The organism is Saccharolobus shibatae B12, assembly GCF_019175345.1.
Lineage (GTDB): Archaea > Thermoproteota > Thermoprotei_A > Sulfolobales > Sulfolobaceae > Saccharolobus > Saccharolobus shibatae.
The window spans coordinates 2,481,354-2,500,645 of record NZ_CP077717.1 but is presented as its reverse complement, the minus strand read 5'-3'; the positions used below and the strand labels follow the sequence as shown (position 1 = coordinate 2,500,645).

The 19,292-nt window shown below is 34.8% G+C and carries 18 protein-coding genes and 2 tRNA genes; 8 read left to right on the top strand and 12 right to left on the bottom strand.

The genetic code is table 11. The features are described from left to right. The first annotated feature begins 83 nt into the window (after positions 1–83). Together J5U23_RS13235 and J5U23_RS13230 are read left to right on the top strand one after the other, a co-directional pair. Positions 84–503, top strand: a complete 420-nt coding sequence (locus tag J5U23_RS13235) for a hypothetical protein (RefSeq protein ID WP_218258606.1) — start codon at positions 84–86, stop codon at positions 501–503. Beyond that, positions 479–892 (top strand): hypothetical protein, encoded by a 414-nt coding sequence (locus tag J5U23_RS13230; protein WP_218258605.1) that lies wholly within the window; start codon positions 479–481, stop codon positions 890–892. The genes J5U23_RS13235 and J5U23_RS13230 overlap by 25 nt, the downstream gene beginning before the upstream one ends. Here J5U23_RS13230 and J5U23_RS13225 read toward each other — a convergent pair. The 3 genes from J5U23_RS13225 to mobB are packed head-to-tail and all read right to left on the bottom strand — an operon-like array spanning position 879 to position 2,789. Beyond that, complete coding sequence (locus tag J5U23_RS13225; RefSeq protein ID WP_218266393.1) at positions 879–1,577, bottom strand: class I SAM-dependent methyltransferase; 699 nt, start codon at positions 1,575–1,577, stop codon at positions 879–881. The two genes, J5U23_RS13230 and J5U23_RS13225, sit on opposite strands and share 14 nt — an antisense overlap. Further along, the gene (locus J5U23_RS13220; RefSeq protein WP_218266392.1) at positions 1,574–2,296 is read right to left on the bottom strand and encodes a CBS domain-containing protein; all 723 of its coding nucleotides are present in this window, start codon (positions 2,294–2,296) and stop codon (positions 1,574–1,576) included. Before J5U23_RS13220 ends, J5U23_RS13225 begins: the two co-directional genes overlap by 4 nt. Next, complete coding sequence (gene mobB / locus J5U23_RS13215; protein ID WP_218266391.1) at positions 2,280–2,789, bottom strand: molybdopterin-guanine dinucleotide biosynthesis protein B; 510 nt, start codon at positions 2,787–2,789, stop codon at positions 2,280–2,282. Before mobB ends, J5U23_RS13220 begins: the two co-directional genes overlap by 17 nt. 33 nt (positions 2,790–2,822) lie before the next feature. On the opposite strand from mobB, the gene J5U23_RS13210 reads away from it, so the two are divergent. From J5U23_RS13210 to J5U23_RS13195, 4 genes are all read left to right on the top strand, one after another. Beyond that, positions 2,823–3,992 (top strand): molybdopterin molybdotransferase MoeA, encoded by a 1,170-nt coding sequence (locus tag J5U23_RS13210; RefSeq protein WP_218266390.1) that lies wholly within the window; start codon positions 2,823–2,825, stop codon positions 3,990–3,992. Next, positions 3,970–4,554, top strand: a complete 585-nt coding sequence (locus J5U23_RS13205; RefSeq protein ID WP_218266389.1) for a molybdenum cofactor guanylyltransferase — start codon at positions 3,970–3,972, stop codon at positions 4,552–4,554. The genes J5U23_RS13210 and J5U23_RS13205 overlap by 23 nt, the downstream gene beginning before the upstream one ends. A gap of 382 nt (positions 4,555–4,936) precedes the next feature. After that, positions 4,937–5,605 carry a diphthine--ammonia ligase gene (locus tag J5U23_RS13200; RefSeq protein WP_218258599.1) on the top strand — a complete coding sequence of 223 codons (669 nt, stop codon included), beginning with the start codon at positions 4,937–4,939 and terminating at the stop codon, positions 5,603–5,605. Further along, positions 5,575–6,810 (top strand): amidohydrolase, encoded by a 1,236-nt coding sequence (locus tag J5U23_RS13195; protein WP_218266388.1) that lies wholly within the window; start codon positions 5,575–5,577, stop codon positions 6,808–6,810. Before J5U23_RS13200 ends, J5U23_RS13195 begins: the two co-directional genes overlap by 31 nt. On the opposite strand, the gene J5U23_RS13190 is transcribed toward J5U23_RS13195, so the two are convergent. Continuing rightward, positions 6,778–7,662 (bottom strand): glycosyltransferase family 2 protein, encoded by an 885-nt coding sequence (locus tag J5U23_RS13190; protein WP_218266387.1) that lies wholly within the window; start codon positions 7,660–7,662, stop codon positions 6,778–6,780. The genes J5U23_RS13195 and J5U23_RS13190 overlap by 33 nt on opposite strands. A 19-nt stretch (positions 7,663–7,681) precedes the next feature. Between J5U23_RS13190 and J5U23_RS13185 the strand changes: the two genes are divergently transcribed. After that, entirely contained in the window at positions 7,682–8,749 is a 1,068-nt protein-coding gene (locus J5U23_RS13185) for a glycosyltransferase (RefSeq protein WP_218258596.1), read from the top strand. Here the strand turns inward: J5U23_RS13185 and J5U23_RS13180 are convergent. The 7 genes from J5U23_RS13180 to J5U23_RS13150 all read right to left on the bottom strand — a co-directional run bounded on the left by J5U23_RS13180 (position 8,736) and on the right by J5U23_RS13150 (position 18,169). Then, positions 8,736–10,715, bottom strand: a complete 1,980-nt coding sequence (locus J5U23_RS13180) for a class II glutamine amidotransferase (protein ID WP_218266386.1) — start codon at positions 10,713–10,715, stop codon at positions 8,736–8,738. The two genes, J5U23_RS13185 and J5U23_RS13180, sit on opposite strands and share 14 nt — an antisense overlap. After that, positions 10,715–12,859 (bottom strand): FMN-binding glutamate synthase family protein, encoded by a 2,145-nt coding sequence (locus J5U23_RS13175; RefSeq protein WP_218258594.1) that lies wholly within the window; start codon positions 12,857–12,859, stop codon positions 10,715–10,717. Before J5U23_RS13175 ends, J5U23_RS13180 begins: the two co-directional genes overlap by 1 nt. A 367-nt stretch (positions 12,860–13,226) precedes the next feature. Beyond that, positions 13,227–13,302, bottom strand: a tRNA-Gly gene (locus J5U23_RS13170). 161 nt (positions 13,303–13,463) lie between these two features. Beyond that, positions 13,464–14,729 (bottom strand): ABC transporter permease, encoded by a 1,266-nt coding sequence (locus J5U23_RS13165; protein ID WP_218267551.1) that lies wholly within the window; start codon positions 14,727–14,729, stop codon positions 13,464–13,466. Positions 14,730–14,732: 3 nt separating this feature from the next. Then, positions 14,733–17,288: a COG1361 S-layer family protein gene (locus J5U23_RS13160; protein WP_218266385.1), complete on the bottom strand. Its 2,556-nt coding sequence runs from the start codon at positions 17,286–17,288 to the stop codon at positions 14,733–14,735. Then, positions 17,281–17,979 carry an ABC transporter ATP-binding protein gene (locus J5U23_RS13155; RefSeq protein WP_218266384.1) on the bottom strand — a complete coding sequence of 233 codons (699 nt, stop codon included), beginning with the start codon at positions 17,977–17,979 and terminating at the stop codon, positions 17,281–17,283. Before J5U23_RS13155 ends, J5U23_RS13160 begins: the two co-directional genes overlap by 8 nt. 116 nt (positions 17,980–18,095) lie before the next feature. Then, positions 18,096–18,169: transfer RNA gene (locus J5U23_RS13150), tRNA-Phe, on the bottom strand. Between the two features lie 132 nt (positions 18,170–18,301). Between J5U23_RS13150 and J5U23_RS13145 the strand changes: the two genes are divergently transcribed. After that, a complete protein-coding gene (locus J5U23_RS13145; RefSeq protein WP_218266383.1) occupies positions 18,302–18,853 on the top strand; it encodes an archaemetzincin family Zn-dependent metalloprotease in 552 nt (183 codons plus the stop codon). On the opposite strand, the gene J5U23_RS13140 is transcribed toward J5U23_RS13145, so the two are convergent. Beyond that, a complete protein-coding gene (locus tag J5U23_RS13140) occupies positions 18,831–19,250 on the bottom strand; it encodes an archease (protein ID WP_218258589.1) in 420 nt (139 codons plus the stop codon). The genes J5U23_RS13145 and J5U23_RS13140 overlap by 23 nt on opposite strands. Positions 19,251–19,292 lie beyond the last annotated feature (42 nt).

Here is a 19,292-nt window from a genome sequence, read left to right as displayed (position 1 = left end):
TTATCCTTAAGTCAAAAATAAAGCTAAGGTTCTAACTACGAACAAGCAAAACATTAATATAAAAATTTATCAAATAATTTATTGTGTATAAAGTCATTTTTAGGATTAAGGGAGGATATGGGGCGTCATTTAGGGAATTAAGACAGGCTGGTTTTACGCCGATTTATTTTAGAAAAGATAAAGGAGAAGAATATTACATTACTCTATTCAAGGGTAAAGATTTAAGTGAAGTGAAGGAGGCAATTCTAGATCTATCTTACTATTTATCTAAATATGGCAAATATGGGGATCATAACTTTGCAACGATATATGAGGTAAAGAATCAAAATTTTGGCAAAGTAGCAGGAGGAGCTTTAGGTGCACTCGCAGGTTATTATCTTGGTGGGTTAGCTGGATTATTTGTTGGTGCACTCGGGGGAATATTTTTAGGCGAGTTACTAGATATTGAAATGGGAGAAAAATTAGTTGGTGTTTTGGGATGGCCCATGTCAATAAGCAGATAAGAAAGAGGTTAATAAGCATATCCTTAGGGGTAGTATTATTAATTACCTCAGCATTTTTAATCATGAAGACTGGAATAAATAGCGAACAATTACAATCAGCTCTATTTTTTGGGATAAGTCCCATTCTGTTTTACATGTTGGGAATTGTATTTGGAATAGAGAGAATAGTATTTGGAGCCACTGGCAGTGAGAAGTTATTTAGATTATTAGCGGGTGATGGTGAGCTCTACTATACAGCTCTCCTAGGAGTATTCTTCATATTTATTATGTCTGGAGTATTAATTTTGGCATATACGCCTATAGTTGCTGGAATTATTGAAAAAGTATTAGAGCTTATTAATGGACTAAGTTTCCTTGCTCTTTCAGCAACTTTGTTTATGAGATCTTAATACAATTTATTACCTCCCAAGGTCCTAATTCTTTCCTTTCAACTACTTTTAAGGAGTTCTCTTGAAGTAAATTAATGTAGTAATCGTAATGTCTTAAATTTACTTTCCACCATCTGGATAGTATCTTAGCTATTAATGAATTCACATTAGCTAAAACCGCGATACTACATTTTCCATTAGATTTCAGTACTCTAGACATTTCCCTTATGGCAAAAGATGGATTAGATAACATGTGTAAAACTAATGTAGAAGAAATCCCATCAGCAATTCCGGATTTGAGAGGTAGATTGTTAGCATCAGCCCTTACTGCTATCACTTTAGGTCTCTTTCTCTTCATATATGTTAAAAACCTTAAAGATACGTCAATACCAATACAAGTCTTACAATTCAGAAAATCAAAAATCTTACCTGTACCAGTTCCCACATCAACTACTAAATCCCCATTTATAAACCCTCCAATTGCTCTGAGAAAAGACGCATAAGTTTTACCAGAAGTGAATAGTAACCCTAATGGAGCCCATACACTTTCGTAAACTGGGATTACTCTTGCTAATAATTTATCAACCTCAATATCCTTTAACAAGAAATCGTAAATCTGATCTTCGATTACATTAAATCTATGACCCTTTTCGCACTCTAACTTCTCGTTTACATCACTTCCATCAATAGGACAAGAGAATATCACAATATATAATTAAATATCAACTTTATTAAATCTCTGTTAGTAAGAATTTTAACCTTGTTCTTAACACTAGTTTTAATTATTAGACTGCCAACATTTCTCTCCATCATTAAATTAACTGCTTCATTTACCTCATTATTATCATCTGCAGTAACTAGATTTACATTCATAATTTTTTCAACTATCGTATTTCCAGTTATTGAGTCATAAGAATAGGCTATATCCCTCGCGCTTATTATGCCTAGTGCAATCCCATTAACTACTGGCAAGTGCCTAATATTGTTTTTAAGCATAATTTCTATACAAGTCAAGATCTTCGTGAAGGGTTGAACTACAATTGCGTCTTTACTAATACTTTCTATATTTTCCTTTACCGAACTCCAGTTGAAAGACCTTACAACATCCTTCTCGGTTATAATATATTTCCCCCCATATATTACAAAATCCGAGTTCTCGTTAATCATTGTTCTCACTATACTTTTAACATCATTATTCTCGATAAATATCGGTCTTTTTAACTTTAATTCATTTAGTCTAACTTCTAATCTGTTTTCTAAAATTTGTCTAATTGCATTCTCAATCGTAAAAATACCTATTATATTGCTGGAATTACTCACTACTAATCTTCTCACATTATTTCTTCTCATGAAGTATAAAGCGTCTGTTACATACGCATTAGGATCTAGCGATATAATCTCTGATCCACTAATCTGAACTGACATTTTTAACTCCTAATACTTTCATCAAATTATAAAGAGTTAGCAATAAAGCGTTATCTGATGTCACTTCTACTTTCACGTCATCTAATCTTAAAGCTCCAATCGTCTTTTGACACTCCCTTTTTATATCGTTTATGAGTTGTTTGCTTACAGCTTCAATCTCATTTACACTATTAATAACGTATTTCTTACCTATATCTACATTCGAAAAACCCTCAATAAGGATAATATCTACTGGGAGAAGGGTAATTAAGGTAAGGGAAGATACGGTAGGCATAAAAAGAACTGACTCTTCTTCACCTTCTTGAAATAGAATTAAATCAGATCCAGAGTTTCTATATCTATGAGTATCCTTTCCAGCTAAGTCCAATTTATGATGAGAATGTTTAACCACTGCTACCTTAAAATTATCCTTCTTAATCTCCCTTAAGATATTCTCTATAATGCTTGTCTTTCCAGTATCTTTTTTACCTACAATATGAAATATGCACGCCATATCATATATTAATGTGAAGTAAAATATTAAATTGTGGCACTAATCCCAGTTGAAGAAGCTAGAAAAATAATTAACAATACAAATTTCGAGGTAAAGAAGAGAGAAAAGGATGTGGATATATTTCAAGCATTAGGTAAAATAGTAACAGAGGATGTGCTTGCAATAAAAAGTATACCGGAAAGATCGTTATCAGCAATGGATGGATACGCTATCAAATATGAGGACTATCTAAAATATGGAAAGTTGAGAGTAGTAGGGAAGCTCTATCCAAATACATTGAACATTCCAGAATTAAAAGAGGGGGAAACTTATTACGTAACTACTGGTTCACCATTACCAACAAATACGGATAGTGTAGTGCCTATTGAAAATTCTAAACTTGAGGGAGAGTATGTTATATTTAAAGGAGAGGTAAAAAAAGGTAAGAACATAAGGGAAGAGGGAGAAGATATTTACGCAGGGCAAGTAATAATACGAAAAGGTACTGAAGTGACTCCTTATCATTTGGGAATTCTATTACAACAACAAATTTTTCATATTAATGTTTCAGATTTAAGGTTTGCAATTTTTGCTAACGGAGATGAAATAGCCAGCTTTGAAAATCCAGAGAAGAATAAGGTTATAGATTCCATCTCGCCAATACTAATTAAGATTCTCGAGAAATTCGGTAGTGTAAAATATATGGGAGTAGCGAAGGACGATTTAAATGATGTAATCGGAAAAATTGAAAAGTCTTTAGAAATTTCTGATGTAATAATATCTATAGGGGGATCTTCAGTGGGTGAAAAAGATTACGTAAAGAGAGCTATAAATAAGCTGGGAGAGATGCTATTTGATGGTGTAACTGTAAACATAATCAAAAGAGGTAGTGTAGGCAGGATTCAAGGAAAACCAATATTGGTATTACCGGGACAAGTAGTTTCTGCTATAACTGCATTTCATGAATTTGGACTCTCAGTATTGTCTAATATATTAAGTGCTAATCTAAAGAGGTTTGTAAAAAGTACTCTCGTAGAGGATATCTATGTAAATCATTCCATGGATTCAATATACTTATTTGACGTTAAAGGAAACTCTGCATTTCCGCTTAGATGGGGTGTAGGTTTGTATAGCGAGTTATCCAAAGCTAATGGATTCACAATTCTCAAGAGGAGTGTAACTTATAAGAAAGGGGAAGAAGTTGAGCTACAACTATTCATATGACGTTATAATACTATCTGGGGGACTATCGAAAAGATTTGGAATCGATAAGTGCTGTTTCGAGGTAAATTCAAAAACAATGTTAAGTAGATTATTGGAACAATTCGATAATCCTATCGTGGTATCTAGATCGTCTAGGAGAATTAAAAAAGGAATTTTAGTTGTCGAAAACGGTGAATATGAAGGACCCGTTAAAGGAGTTAAAGAAGGATTAAAATACGTACGAAGGGATAGAGTTTTTATCACTGGATGTGACTTCCCGTTTCTTACTAGAAGCTTCGCAGACTATTTATGCAGTAAGCCGTACGATATCGTAATTCCATTTGATGATAGACCACAGCCATTATTAGCCTGTTACTCTACGGGACTTCTCAGTGAAAATATCGATAAAATTAATGGACTTGTGGAGTTGATCGAATTCTCTAGTACAGTGTATTTCATTGGTACTGAAGAACTATTGAAAATAGATCCTCTTCTCTATAGTTTGATTAATATCAATAGTATAATAGATCTAATTTATAGACCAATTAGAATAAAAACTAGGTCAAATTTAATTATTAGATAAAGAAATATACTTTCTTGATATAGAGATCAAGGTTTTACTATAAAAAAGTTCATTAGCAAAACATATTCTATAAATAGAGAGGAATAAAAAGTTTTCAGTATACTGCAATAGTATCTTTAAAAGAGGATTAGGATACACGTTATGACTATGAGAAAATGTCATAGTAAGCGTAAATTTTTTTCGATAATATTCTACCAAGATTTCATTAGGAATGCTTATTAGGTATTTCAATATGAATTTTTATCAGATACAAAATGGCCAAGAAGAAGAAAGAGCAAGGCGGGCAACAGCAACAAAGCGGTGGAGAGCAGAAAAAGAAATAACGAGTAGCTAATTTGAAGTAAAGTATTAAAGTTAACTCATTTTTTACCTTTTATATCCTATGAAAATTTGTGTATTATATTCTGGAGGAAAGGATAGTACATATGCATTGCATTGGGCGGTGTTTAAGGGATTTAAGATTGTCTGCTTAATAACGTTAATACCAAAGAGAGAAGATTCTTGGATGTTCCAATACCCTAATGTAATTTATACCAGATATCAGGCTGAAGCTATGGGTTTTAGACTTCTCACCTTCGAGACTTCAGGGGAGAAGGATAAGGAGTTAGAAGATCTCAAAAAGGCGCTAGTTCAAGCTAAAAATGAAGGAGCTGTTGGTATAGTCAGTGGAGCGTTACTTTCTGATTATCAAAGGTTAAACATAAGCATTATAGCTGAGGAAATAGGACTAAAGACTTATACACCACTTTGGAGAAAAACACAAGAAGAATATATGCGATGGTTAGTACGAGAAGGATTTAAGTTCGTGATAACATCAGCCTCCGCCTATGGCTTCCCATTTGATTTATTAGGCAAGGAAATCACAACAGAGGATGTAGAAAAAATAATTGAGAGAGCAAGAAGATACGGATTTAATCCTGCATTTGAGGGTGGAGAAGCTGAAACTTTTGTAACTTATGCTCCACTTTTCAAAACGCAATTAAAGGTGAAAGGAAGATTAAGAAGAATAAGTGAATACGAATGCAGATACGAAATAACAGATATACATTAAAAAATTGTCGATTTATCGTAAATTATGATAAAATATTTGAAAATACTAATATAGTTATCCAAGATGGATATATAAAAAATTTAGGAAGGGAAGTTGAGGGAGACGAGTTTGACTGCTCAGAATATGTTGCGATACCCGGACTAGTTAACGCGCACACACATACCCCAATGATAGCTTTACGTGGATACTATGATGATGCTGAATTAACAGAATGGTTAGAAAAAATGTGGGAATTTGAAAAAGTTTTCAAGACAAATGAAATGAACATAGCATCAGAATTGGCTGTAATGGAAATGTTATCAAAAGGAACTACAGCTTTCATAGACATGTACTTTAATCCTGAAGGAGTAAAGGAAATCGCAGAAAAGTACGGAATAAGAGCTTACGCGGGTTATACGTTTCTCAATAGATTGTTTGATCCTCATGAGATAGATAAAAAACAAAGACAGCTTAAAGCAAGCGAACTATTTAAACCAATTGTAAACGTACATAGCATATATTCAACATCTGTAGACACACTAAAATTGGCTAATCAACTCGCAGAAGAAACAAACTCATGGATTCACATCCATGTGTCTGAGACTAGAAGTGAGATTTATGAGATAAAGAAAAAGTATGGCAAATTCCCAGTGGAGTTGTTGAATGAATTAAGAATCGTGAGGAAGGCCCAATTGGTTCATTTAGGATGGGTAGCTAATTGGGAACTACAATATGTGACCAATGCAACCCATTGCCCAACTTCAAATATGAAACTTGCTACTGCAGGTTTCTTTCCATTCAAAGAGTTGATAGAAAGTGGAGTGAACGTAACTATAGGTACTGACGGAGCTGCAAGTAATAATTCACTAGATATGTTCAGGGAAATGAAAAATGCAGTACTACTTCAAAGGTATTCATATTGGGATGCCGGCATAAAAGCGTATCATGTATTCAAGGCAGCCACAGAAAATGGATACAAGCTTATTAATTTAAAAGGTGGAAAGATAGAGGAAGGTTACATCGCTGATATAGTGCTATTAAAGAAGGATAAATTATATCCGTTAAAAAAGGATAGGATTCTTTCAAATATCGTTTATTATAGCGTAGGTGAGCATGTAGGTAAGGTTATAGTAAACGGAAGAATAGTTTATGACGAAAATGTGGAGAGAGAGTTTGATAAGAGAAGAAGGGAATTACTTGGCCTTTTGGATAAGATTATACCCTAGGCCATAAGGGAATGAGATTGCTAATGCTAAACCGGGGATTAAATTTAATAAATATTTCTTTGGTCCCTTATAATAATAGATACCATAACCTATAAGTGGAAAATAGAGGAAAGCTAAGGGATGGAAAATAACCGATAAAATTGCCAATATATAGTAACTACCATAATATGAGTAACCAGTTAAAAAGGTAAAATCTGTAAGACCATCAAATATTAGCATAATATCGTATTTACTCCTCCAAAGATTTCTCCTAGCTTCAACAATTGATGAAGAGAAATCAAGCCTTGCATGAACCTTATTAAGATGCAAACATCTACCCTCAGCTGGCTCTACTTTGTAGCCAGTCTTTTTTAGTTTTGCATAAAGCCATACATCCTCATCTCTTTCATATCGTTCATCAAAATAGCCAATTCTCTTAATTATCTCCAAATTAAGTCCTGCACACCCTAAATTAGGGTTATTTTCAGATAAAGACAATGGTTTTTCAATTTCTTCTTCAGAATAAGCATAATGCATCCAACTATATGCTACTCCATTTTCCAATTTACTTATAATTTTATTAGTATAGTCCTTAGGTATAACAACGTCACTATCTATCATGATTACATATTTATCATCAATTAATGAGAGCATCTTATTACGTAATCTAGCCATGTTAACCCTTTTCATTCTCTTATCCTTAATATAAACCAATTTATCTGCCAACGGCTGAAATATATTATATATATCGCTTCTTTCACTATTATCGTAAATTATCACCTTATCAACTGGTTGTGATAACGCCGAATTTACGCTTCTTTTAACCCAATCTAGCTTGTCATTAGGACCCACTGGTATTATAATCTGAACCATCTAGAAGTAATAATGAAATATGAAGAAAATAAAGGTTGCAGTAATAGCCCATGGCTTAGGAATGAGTAGGGGTTATAGTGGCGAGGGAACTATATACAAGACATTTTTTGAAATGTTGGAGGAAAGAAAAATAAATTATGTTGCAATAAGCTTTGCAAAACCTTATGATAAATCAATACCCTCAGTGTATACGTTGCCTTTTCATTTACCAAAGCTAGATAAGTATCAAAGGTTATTGACCTACTATACGGCGAAAAAAGTAAAACCAGATTTATATCTAAATGCGTCTGGAGTGCCTATACCGTTATCAGAATTAGCTCCACACGTAATTTATGCAGGCGCACCTTCAATAGCTAACTTACCAAGCAAGTATACCAGATCCCTTTTTTGGAAACTTTATTTATTACCGTTTCGTCTCGTCATAAATAAAATAAAAGACGAGGGGAAAAGGGCAAAGATAATAGCAAATTCTCGCTATTCTGCAAAGGCGATAGCTGAAGTTTATAAAATAAATGAGCCAAAAGTAATATACCCTCCAGTAGATGTAGAATATTTTCAGAGAGCATATAATGAGGAAAAAAGGGAAAATTTCTTTGTGACAATAGGAAGAATAGAAAGAGGGAAAATGCTTGAAAATTCAATCCTTTTAGCTGCTAAAAGCGGAGTTAAAGGCGTAATCATTGGTTCACTGAATGAAAGAGACTATCTGAACAAGTTAATTAAGCTTAAGAGAGAACTTAACGCCGACATAGAAATTGTAACTAATTTACCAAGAGAGGAGTTGCTTAAAGTATTGTCAAAAGCTAAAGTCTATTTCCACGCAACGATAGGAGAGCATTTTGGAATACCAGTTATAGAAGCAATGGCAGGCGGAGTTATACCAATAGTCCCTAAGGAAAGTGGAGCTTACGAAGTAGTTCCCGAATTCTCGTACTCAGACATAGAAGAAGCCGTAACATTATTAAAGAGCTTACTGGAAAATGAAAATATAGGGTTGAGAAGGGAAATGAAAAACAGAGCTCTAAATTTCAGTAAAGAAAACTTTAAGCGAAATATCTTCAGCGAAATATCTTCTATAATTTTCTAGCAGTTATTACAGTAAACTTTTCCTTTAATAGTTCAGTATAAGAGTAGTCCATCATATCCTTAGAATATTCATCAACTACTGGGTACAGTTCCTTAAATTCCTCCTCGGTTAATTCTCTATATTCGTATGTCGGAACTCCGATTTTCTCTTCAAACAATTTCTTGGCATATTCCTTAGCTTCTCCTTTTAACTTATTAACAATCTCAATATATTCTTCGTTCTTTAGTGAATCGTATTCCTCACTAGAAATTAGGCCCTCTAAGAATAGTGCTTTTAGTAATCTCATTATCTCATACCTTGGTGGTTGTAATCCTAGTTTTGATGGAGAAACCTTGCCTCTTATGTATATTCTCCCCCTTACCATTCCCGTTCCTACGAAATTTCCCACTGGTTCTCCGTTAAACCCTTTACCAAACACTATTATTACGCCTCCAGCCATATATTCTCCTAAATAATCATCAACAATACCGCCTATTATAAGATAGGGTCTTTTATCCTTATATTCCCTCATTTGAATACCAACCCTATTTCCAGCATTACCCTTAACGAAAATCTTACCATTCTGAAAAGTCTGAGCTAAAACGTCTCTCGCATCACCGTAAATTACTACTTTCCCTCCATGCATGGTATCACAACAGTCATCAGCAACATTTCCATAAACATAAAATTCGTTACCCTCATTTAAATTTGCCATAGCGTTTCCAACTATACCATAAAGGTTAATTCTCAAATTGTTTATGTTTTTAGCCGGTAGGTTTATCCCAATATATCTATGACCTAAAACGTTGGCAACTGTTATTTCCTTCTTTCCTTTTTCAGCTAACTTAAGTATCTCATAATTTAACTCCTTATACCCTATATTATAGGCATTAATATCATACTTCTCTGGAACCATTATTGGTGGAGGAGAAAATGTCTTTAGCTCGTCATTGCTCCTCCCATATGATATGATACCTTTTTTATAAGATGCTATAAAGTAAGAACCAGGTTTAAGCGTCCAAACTTTAGCTTTAGGGCTTATTTCCCTAATTTCATTCTCCTCACTTGCTACATAATAATATGACTCATCCTCGCCAATTATTGCCGGCCTAAATTTAGATCTATCAGCAATTGCTATCAGATATAAATCATCACCGGAGTCGTAACCAATAACCGCTGTAAAGGGGCCATCTAACATAGCGTTTCTATATAAGTAATCAATATCTTTAGGTAAGGCATTGAATCTTCTTGATGGGTTAATTAGAATCTTTACTGCCTCTTCGATGGTTAAACCTTCAGCAATGAGTTCCTCAAATAAAAAAGCCAATACCTCACTATCAGTTCCTACAAAACTATTTAGCCCCCTTGAATTTAGATATTCTACGTTAGCTCCAAATGAGCTAACATCGCCATTGTGAACTATAGCAACATTAAATGAGGAAAAGGGATGAGACCAAAACGGATAATAGCCAGGGGAATTAGTGGGTTGCCTGGTATGTGCTAACCATAAATCGCCTTCAAACTCCTCAACACGATATTGTTCTGCTACGTCTTTAGGATATCCAACACCCTTATACACATGAAGAGAGCTACCAACGCTATACACTCTGCCCTTCCTCTCTTTACCGTTCCACATTATCTCATTTACATTCCTTATAGCCTTCCTAACCTCATTTATATCGCCCAAAGCAATAAGATTACAATCGCACAGATTCGAATACTTGGTTAGCAATTCTACATTCTTAACTTCTACACCATACTTGCTGAACATATCCTTCAGTTCACTGGGGTTTCCCTCATAAAACGCTTTAATAACATAATAGTTTCTTTTTTCCAAATTAAATACAGCAAATCCTGCTCCCTTATCACTACCCCTATATCTGACTCTATCTATTGCTCTAACAACTAAATTGCCTTTGACTTTTGGAGAGTTTCTTTTCCTTAAGATTCCAAAAACACCACAACCAGAAGGATAATAGTCAACCATTATAAAGACCCCGCTGGTTTTATTCTAAGTGCTTTCCTTATAGGATAGCTCAAATTGATAGAACGCAATAACTCCCTGTTACCGGTCAAAGTAGATTGGACGCTATAAACCCCAGCTGCACCGGCAAGCAAAGCTATTTCCTTTTTCATTCCAGCTATGAGACTGAAGGCTTTCTCTTTCAAATTACCCTTATTTCCCTCACCTATGGCTTTTTCTAAAATAAAATAAGGCATAATTACAGAATCAGCACCCAATAGAACTAATTTAAAAGCGTCTGCGGAATGTCTGAGTCTACCTGACTTAGCCAAAATGTCATAATGATTTCTAACACCCACTTCCTTTAATTTGGTATCTAAAGCACTAACTACCAATTCTAGATCACTATTTCCACTATCCTCATCAACTATAAACCCTTGAACGCCCATTCCAATAACTTCGTCTATTACGTTCTCATCTGCAGGTATCAGAAGATACGAGTTCTCGTAGATATCACTCTTACTCCACCTAGCAATACCTTTCCCATCACTACTTATGAAGACTTCTGCGTACTTATCGATAGTTTCATAGTCAAACACTGCTGAAGACAAAGCTAAAGCACTCCAAGCAAACGCTTCCTTATACTCTAAAGAGGCTTCGGTAATATCGAAGATTATTGGGAGTGATAGATATATCTCTCCACCTTTAAGATAAAAGGAAGTATCTACATCTTCTCTATAAGGATCTATTGAAGGTCTAGTAACCTGAGCTCCATCAGATCTAAGCCAATCGATTATTCTGGCGGGTTTCTCTACATCAGGTGGTGCAGTACTACCCATACTGGTTATTACTGGATTGCCCTTATTCATCAATTCGTGCATGTAAGCAATAACTCTCCTATTCCATAACTCTCCCAATTTAGGATTCACTTCATCTTCCGTACCTTCAATTCCTAGAATTTCTAACGTGTCTTTACTCAAGCCATGTCCATAAAGTAGCTCTCTTTTACCTCTAAGTTCCTTAATACTATTCAAACCTAAATTATCTAAAATATTAGCTAACTCCATGGAAAATCCATTGATAAAATTAACTAGCATCTTAACGCCGAACTCTACGTCAACTACTCTAGTCCCATCAATCTTGGCAGTTAAACCTGTAGGGCATGAGCCTACATGACACTTATGTACCATTACACAACCCATAGCTATTAAGGCTCCGGTACCAACGCTCACTACGTCAGCACCTAAAGCAATTAGTTTAGCAGCGTCTGTTGCTGATGAGACCCTACCAGCAGCTATAATAGTAAACTTATCCCTAAGTCCTTCTCTCCTTAAAATCTTATCAGCTGAGGCTACAGCTAGCTCTATTGGTATACCAACGTTATCTCTTATTACAACAGGGGTGGCACCAGTTCCCGCTCCATGACCATCTATTATAACACCATCTGCCCCCATTCTAGCAATACCGGAAACTATGTAAGGGATATAATTAGTTGCAGCTACTTTAACAAAAACCGGCTTTCCAGTTGCTTCTTTTAATGCCTCTATTCTTTGTCCCAGATCCTCGATGGAATAAATATCATGATGAGGTGCTGGAGATATAGCATCTATACCAATTGGAATTCTTCTAGTGACAGATATAGGCTCAGTAACTTTATTCCCTGGTAAATGGCCGCCAATTCCAGGCTTAGCCCCTTGACCAATTTTTATGACAACACCCATACCAGCAGTTAAAACTCTAATATCAACACCAAATCTAGCTGACGCCCACTGCACAAAAATTCTCTTATGCTTAGCAACCTCTGGATGTAGGCCACCTTCTCCCGTACCGGCAAGAGTTTCAGTCAAATCAGCCGCAGTAGCAATTGCTATATTGGGATTGCCACTTAACGCTCCGTATGACATGTCACCTAGATATAAAGGAGACTTCATGTAAATTCCAGAAAATTCTAGTTCCAGATTGGCCTTGGGGGTTAAAGAAATTGAAGTTGCCTTATCAAGTTTGAATCTAACTTTATCTAATACCCTTAAAGAGTTCATATCTTCATTGAATATTTTATAAGGCTTACCAGTCAAAGAGAGGTACCTAATATGTTCTACCTTCTCAACGGTCCAAAATTCATCATTAAATTGTTTTGGTACTGGCAGATATTTGTTGTATACGAGCAAGCTAACCGCGAGATAACTATAATGAAATATATTATATAACTGTTTATATGAAATAGTATTGTATAGTATGGTTCCAATTTATTATAATTTATTATCATTTGACTACCTTATAAGTTCGCAAATGAAACCATATGTTAACAACAATTAAAACTAGTTACTATCTAGTCTATATGATTTATGAATAGTTTTTAATTCTCACTTATAATAATAGAAAGAATTATGTGCATATTCATCAATATATGAAAAGTATTCTGCGATAAAAAAAGAGATCTTAATAGTTGTTATTGTATAATACTTTATGGAAATAAACAATTTAATTCTCTAATAATAAAATTTTCATAGTAGCCTTCAGATAAAAAAAGATGTATGCGGCCGCCGGGATTTGAACCCGGGATCACCGGCTTGGGAGGCCGGCGTCCTAATCCAGCCTAGACTACGGCCGCAGTTTTACTAAAAATTGTTTATAAAAAGGTTTATTTTAAGCTTTCTGATTATCAGTTTTTCCAGCGATAATCATCAAATCATTGGACCCTCTCATCATCACACTCAAATTGCCAATACCAAAAAGGATAAGCTCTACTTTATATAATGTAAAGACAAAAATTTAATCTCTTCTAATCGCATCAATTGCTGTAAGCTTCGCAGCCTTCCAGGCTGGATAAATCCCTGCTATTAAACTCACAGCAACTGCTACTGCTAATGCTATTAAAATTGCTTCTATCGAAATAATCGGTTTAAATGTGAAGAAAGATGCAGATGAAGCGGATGCTCCACCAAATCTACCAAAACCGCCACCCCCTCTAAATCCACCCGTGTTTGTACTCACTGAACTACTAGATGCGGATTGAGACGTTATTGCTGATAAAAGATCAATAAATGAAGTACCTACTAAACCTACCAATATACCTACTATGCCTCCAATTAATCCTATTATCCCAGATTCTGCTAAGAAAACTAAAAGAATATCTCTAGTTGTTAGCCCTACTGTTTTCATTATACCGATTTCTCTTATCCTTTGATACACTCTACTTAACATTATTGCCATTATTCCAACAGCTCCTACGAAAAGAGATATTGACGCAACTGATATTAATAGAAAACTAAACCCAGACGTAATAGTAGATACTGTGTTGATTAACTGCTGAACTGAAATCACGCTAAACTGATTACCATATATTTCACCAATAAGGTTCACTACATTATTAACATCATTAACCGATTGAGCCTCAACTATTATTTCGCTATATGAAGTTCTGTTTAGAATAGCCATTGCTTCACCCAAAGGTAAAAATATAGACGTTTGAGAATTAGATAATGGATTAGCACCAGATGGAGATAACACTCCTACTATTTCTAACGCTATACTATTACCTCTAGAAATTTGAACAGTAATTATATCTCCTGGAGAGAAGAAAACCCCAGGGACAGGATTCGCTACTTCTGATCCAATTACGGCTTCAGGAGAGGTAACTGGAGGATAAACTGACCCACTTTGTAGTAGTACTTGGCCAAGAAGTGCTGACAAGTTGTCTATTCCAATTATGCTAACCCCTAATTGTTGTCCCTCGACATTTATTTCGCCAAAACCACTAACTACTGGATAAACTGCCTCAACTCCCGGCAGACTCGCTATAGTTGCTACAGTAGCTTGAGTTAAACCTGCACTACTCCTAGGTAAAACTAAAATTGTATTAGATCCCAATGACTCCACAACTGATAAGATAGATTGACTTATACCTTGAGTAAAAGCTACTAGTACAGTTACACTGGCTACCCCTATCATAACTGATATTATAGCTAAAATCGATATGGCTTTCCTAGATACTAATCCCTTATATGCTAGCCAGAAAATGTCTAATGTATTCACTATTAATTACCTCCTTCTTCTTAAAAATACTATCACTAAGACTATGACTATAATTATTACAATTATTATGCCTAATATGCCGATTAGGGATATGTGGGAATTGTTACTACTCCTAAAAGACGAGGTGAAGAAGCCAGAAGAAGCATTTGAAACTTCTAGTGTGATATTTGAATGTGAATGTAAAACTTGCCCAATATCATTGGTATAGGTATACTCTATAGGAATAACGTAGGAACCTGGCTTAGTGGAGTTAAGTATCCTAAATGCAAAGGTAAATGTTGATGACGTATCTGAACCTAAATTACCCACATAATAAGTGTTCTGACCTATCACTACAATGTCTTTAGGTGGAAATACTGTTACTGTGAGACCGTTTGCAGGACCAGTACCAAAGTTATAGATCGTTGCGGTGACCGAAACTATACTGCCTCTTACTGCTACCGAAGGAACAGTGGAAACGCCAGTTATTATAATATTAACTGAGCCCGCTGCTAAATCATTAATAACTTCTTGAGCTTGCTTCAATTGTCCTGCTTGATAATATGATATACTGGCGCTTACACTAACTATTCCAGCACTCTGCGTATACACTTCCACTGGAACGTATAATCTTTGTAATGGTTGAAGGGAAGGTAAAGTTATTGTAGTTGCGTTAATATAAAGCGTTCCTTGTGTAACTAATGATATGGTAACGTTATACAATGGTTGATTTAATGTGTTTTGTATTACAATAGTTGTATATTCTACTTGACCAGTCAATAGTGTAGAAGAATTGAATTGAATTAAAATTGGTATAGTCGGTGAATTAATTTGCATGGCGTAAACTGGAACCGTTATCTGTTCTTGTCTTTCTATATTACCTTGGTAATAGACAATTGAGATTGAAATAGAATAGCTACCCGGGTTTTGAGCATAAACAGTTATAGGCAATTCGTACTGAGAATTAGGCTTTAATGATGCTAAGTTAAACGCAGTAGAGTTAATATAAATCGGTGACGAAAGAGTAACTGATAAATTATATAAGGTAGTATTTAATGAGTTTGACAGTACGAGATATGTGGTTGTGAATAAATTTGGTGATATTATCCCTGGATTTAAAGTGGTTATAATGGGGATATTTGGCGATATCAAAGGAGAAACGTAAAGACCTATTTGTTGTTGATACTGTGACTGTTGATAAACCGAATTTAAATATGATATTGAAATACTAAATTGTATAGGAGTTCCTTGATAACTGGATGGTACATAAACTTCTAAAGGTATCCTAATCAATTGGTTTGGAGATAGTAATTGTATTTTAGGTAGGTTATTAAGAATAGACACTTGTTGAGAGGAAACGGAAAGGGATAGGTTGTATATAGTTCCAGACCCTACATTTGATATAACTAAAGTAATATTGTTAACTTCTCCTGCATATAATAAAGAGGTTTCAGGAGAAACTTCTATATTTGGTTCACCCAGAAGGAACATGGTAAATGCCATACACTGTACTGTATTTACAACAATACCGTTACCTTCTATGGTGTTCCATATTATTTTTAAAGGGATAGTATACGCACCTAAAGATAAATTACGAATGTTAATAGTAAATGGAACTGTGAAATCCTCATAAGGTTGCAATGGCCCACCATTGACATAAACAGAATTTCCACCAGTTATATTAGTAAACCCATTTGGTAACATAAGTTGAATTGAATAGCTACTTACTGGAACAGGGCCAGTGTAAATTAATTGGAGGGTTATTGGAACGCCTAACTGATTTGAACCAGCAGGTAGGATAACATACGAAGTTATTAGCTTCCCCCCTACAGTTTGATTACTGTTAATTATTACTGAAACGTTTAGCGAATGATATGCGCCATATACTAAAGCTGTAAGTGGTATTTTATATGTGCCGATCGTTGCGTTATTATAAATATTTGCTATTGCTTGAACAGAAAGTGAAGATCCTGCACTAATAATTGGTATATTTATCTCTTTAGTTACAAATTGTAATGGATACGTTGAGTTTAAGAATAGGGTTACATTAGTAGCAGTAATAGTACCAGTATTATATATTACTAAATTTATTGGAACGTACTGCTCTCCCGGAAATATTGTACCACTAGTTTGAGCAATTGCAGAAAGTTGCACATATCCAAGAATAGGAATTTGTACCGGGATCGTCTGTGTTTGCTCTATGCCATTTTCGAGATATATTACTTGTAGATAGAAATTATACACACCCAAAGGTATATTAGGTGTGATATTTCCAATGAATATGAACGAATACTGCTGATCGGGAAGCATTGAGGAAAGAGTGTATGTTTGTGTAGATGGATATACTATAAAAGGACCGGTTTCTATTGGATAAATCTCCACATTCGTTAAATTCCCAGTTCCATGATATTCTAAGTTTACTTGTAGCTGCACTAATTTTTCACCTGGTGTCACATATGGTGGAGAAGTAAGCCATTGTGAAGATACTGAAAAAGGTGATTGTGTACCGGAAAATGTTAATGGAATAAATAGTAGTGATACAAGAAATAGTGATACAATAATAAGAGATATTGCTTTACTCATTCTGTATTACCTCTTTCTCAATTAACCCATCTCTAATATACACAATTCTATCAGCATATTTCATCATATCGGGGTCATGAGTAGCCATTATGATAGTTACCTTTTTTTCATCATTCAACTTCTTCATTAACTCCACTATTGCCTCACCTGTTTTAGAATCTAGATTTGCAGTCGGTTCATCCGCAAGTAATATCTTAGGATCATTGGCTAAGGCTCTAGCTATAGCAACTCTCTGTTGCTGGCCCCCCGATAATTCGTTAGGCTTTTTATTCTTAAGTTCCAACATACCGGGAATCATGGATAGAATCTCTTCTGCCTTCTCCTTCCTTTTCCACACCGGAACTCCTACAGCTGCTAAAGCTAATTCAACGTTCTCAAGAACTGTCAGATATGTAATTAAATTATATGATTGAAACACAAAACCTATATATCTTCTTCTAAAAATTGCTCTTTCATCTTCATCAAAATTCGTAACATCGCTTCCATCTATTATTACTTTACCAGCACTAGGCGAATCTAAAAGACCTAGCAAATCTAAAAGTGTGGTCTTACCAGATCCAGAAGGACCTGCTATAACCAGAAACTCTCCTTTCTTTACTTTCAAGGTTACTCCTCTTAATGCAATATATTCAATATTTTTAGTTTTGTATACTTTCTTTAAATCCATAGCATCGATTAAGATATCGGTCATATAATCGACTCTATAGGCTCGATCTAAAAAATCTTTTGGTAATAATTACGATATTGAAGAACCCAGAAAAGTTCTGATTAGCAATCCATAGTGGAAAAAACTAAAAATTCTGGAGGTGCCGCCGCGGGGACTTGAACCCCGGACAACCCGGTCTTCAGCCGGGCGCTCTCCCGGGCTGAGCTACGGCGGCATTATAATAATATAGATATGACTTTTTAACTTTTATTATCATTACTTCTAACGGGGATCTGGCGACACCCTTGGAGAACCCTAAATATTTAGGGGTGCGATGAATTAGGGTCTCCAGGGATCCCCACAGTAGGTGACAGAAATGAAGATTTTAATAGTTACCTTAACTTACATTGAAAAATCAATAATAGATGAAATTGTTAATAATCTTTCAAGCTATGGACTAGAAGTTGATATATTGTTCGATAGTAGAAAATATCTTCCTATTTCTGCTTTTAATTGGGAAAGATTACAATACAACGCGGAAAAAGTATTAAGCTTCCTTAAATCTAAATATGACTTTAATTACGATTCCATAATATTCCTCGCAGATTCTGACGGTTATATCGATGGTTATAACTTTGTATTTGGATTAACTATAGATAATTTTGCCATTATTTTTCTTAATAGATTAAGGGAAGAGTTCTATAATAGAAAACCAGACCTAGAATTGTTTATGAAAAGAGTAGTAAAGGAAGTAACTCACGAGGCAGGTCATACATTAGGACTAGGTCATTGTAATACAATAGGTTGCGTCATGAATTTCAGCAATACAGTGGAAGATGTGGATAAAAAACAAGCGAGATTCTGTAAAAATTGTACATATAAAATAGAAAACCTATCTAAATATCTACAACGAAAGTGATGACGTAACCATTTTCCGTCTTTTCTATTGACAGTTGATGATAAGTCATTGCTTTCACTACTGTTCTACGCTCATGTACCTTACCATTAAATTTTTCTCCCCACGCTTTTCCTTCTAAGGTCATCGAATCTTGATCTATCATGAGATCAAATTTACTGAAGACCATTAATTCAGAATCATAATAATAAAGAAGTTCCTCTATCCATTTATATAACAGATTTTCTAAATCATACCCATTTAGATAAATTTCGCGGTATTCAATAGGTTTTACTTTTGAGGTATCTGTAATTACCTCAAAAACTCCTAATGCGGCATTTGAAAATGCTTCTTCCAATGATTTACCATACGCCCTAATACCAACATCTGCAGTATGTTCAAAGAATTCAAACGATCTCATATAACTTTATAACATTTCTTCGCATTAATAGTTATTTGATGA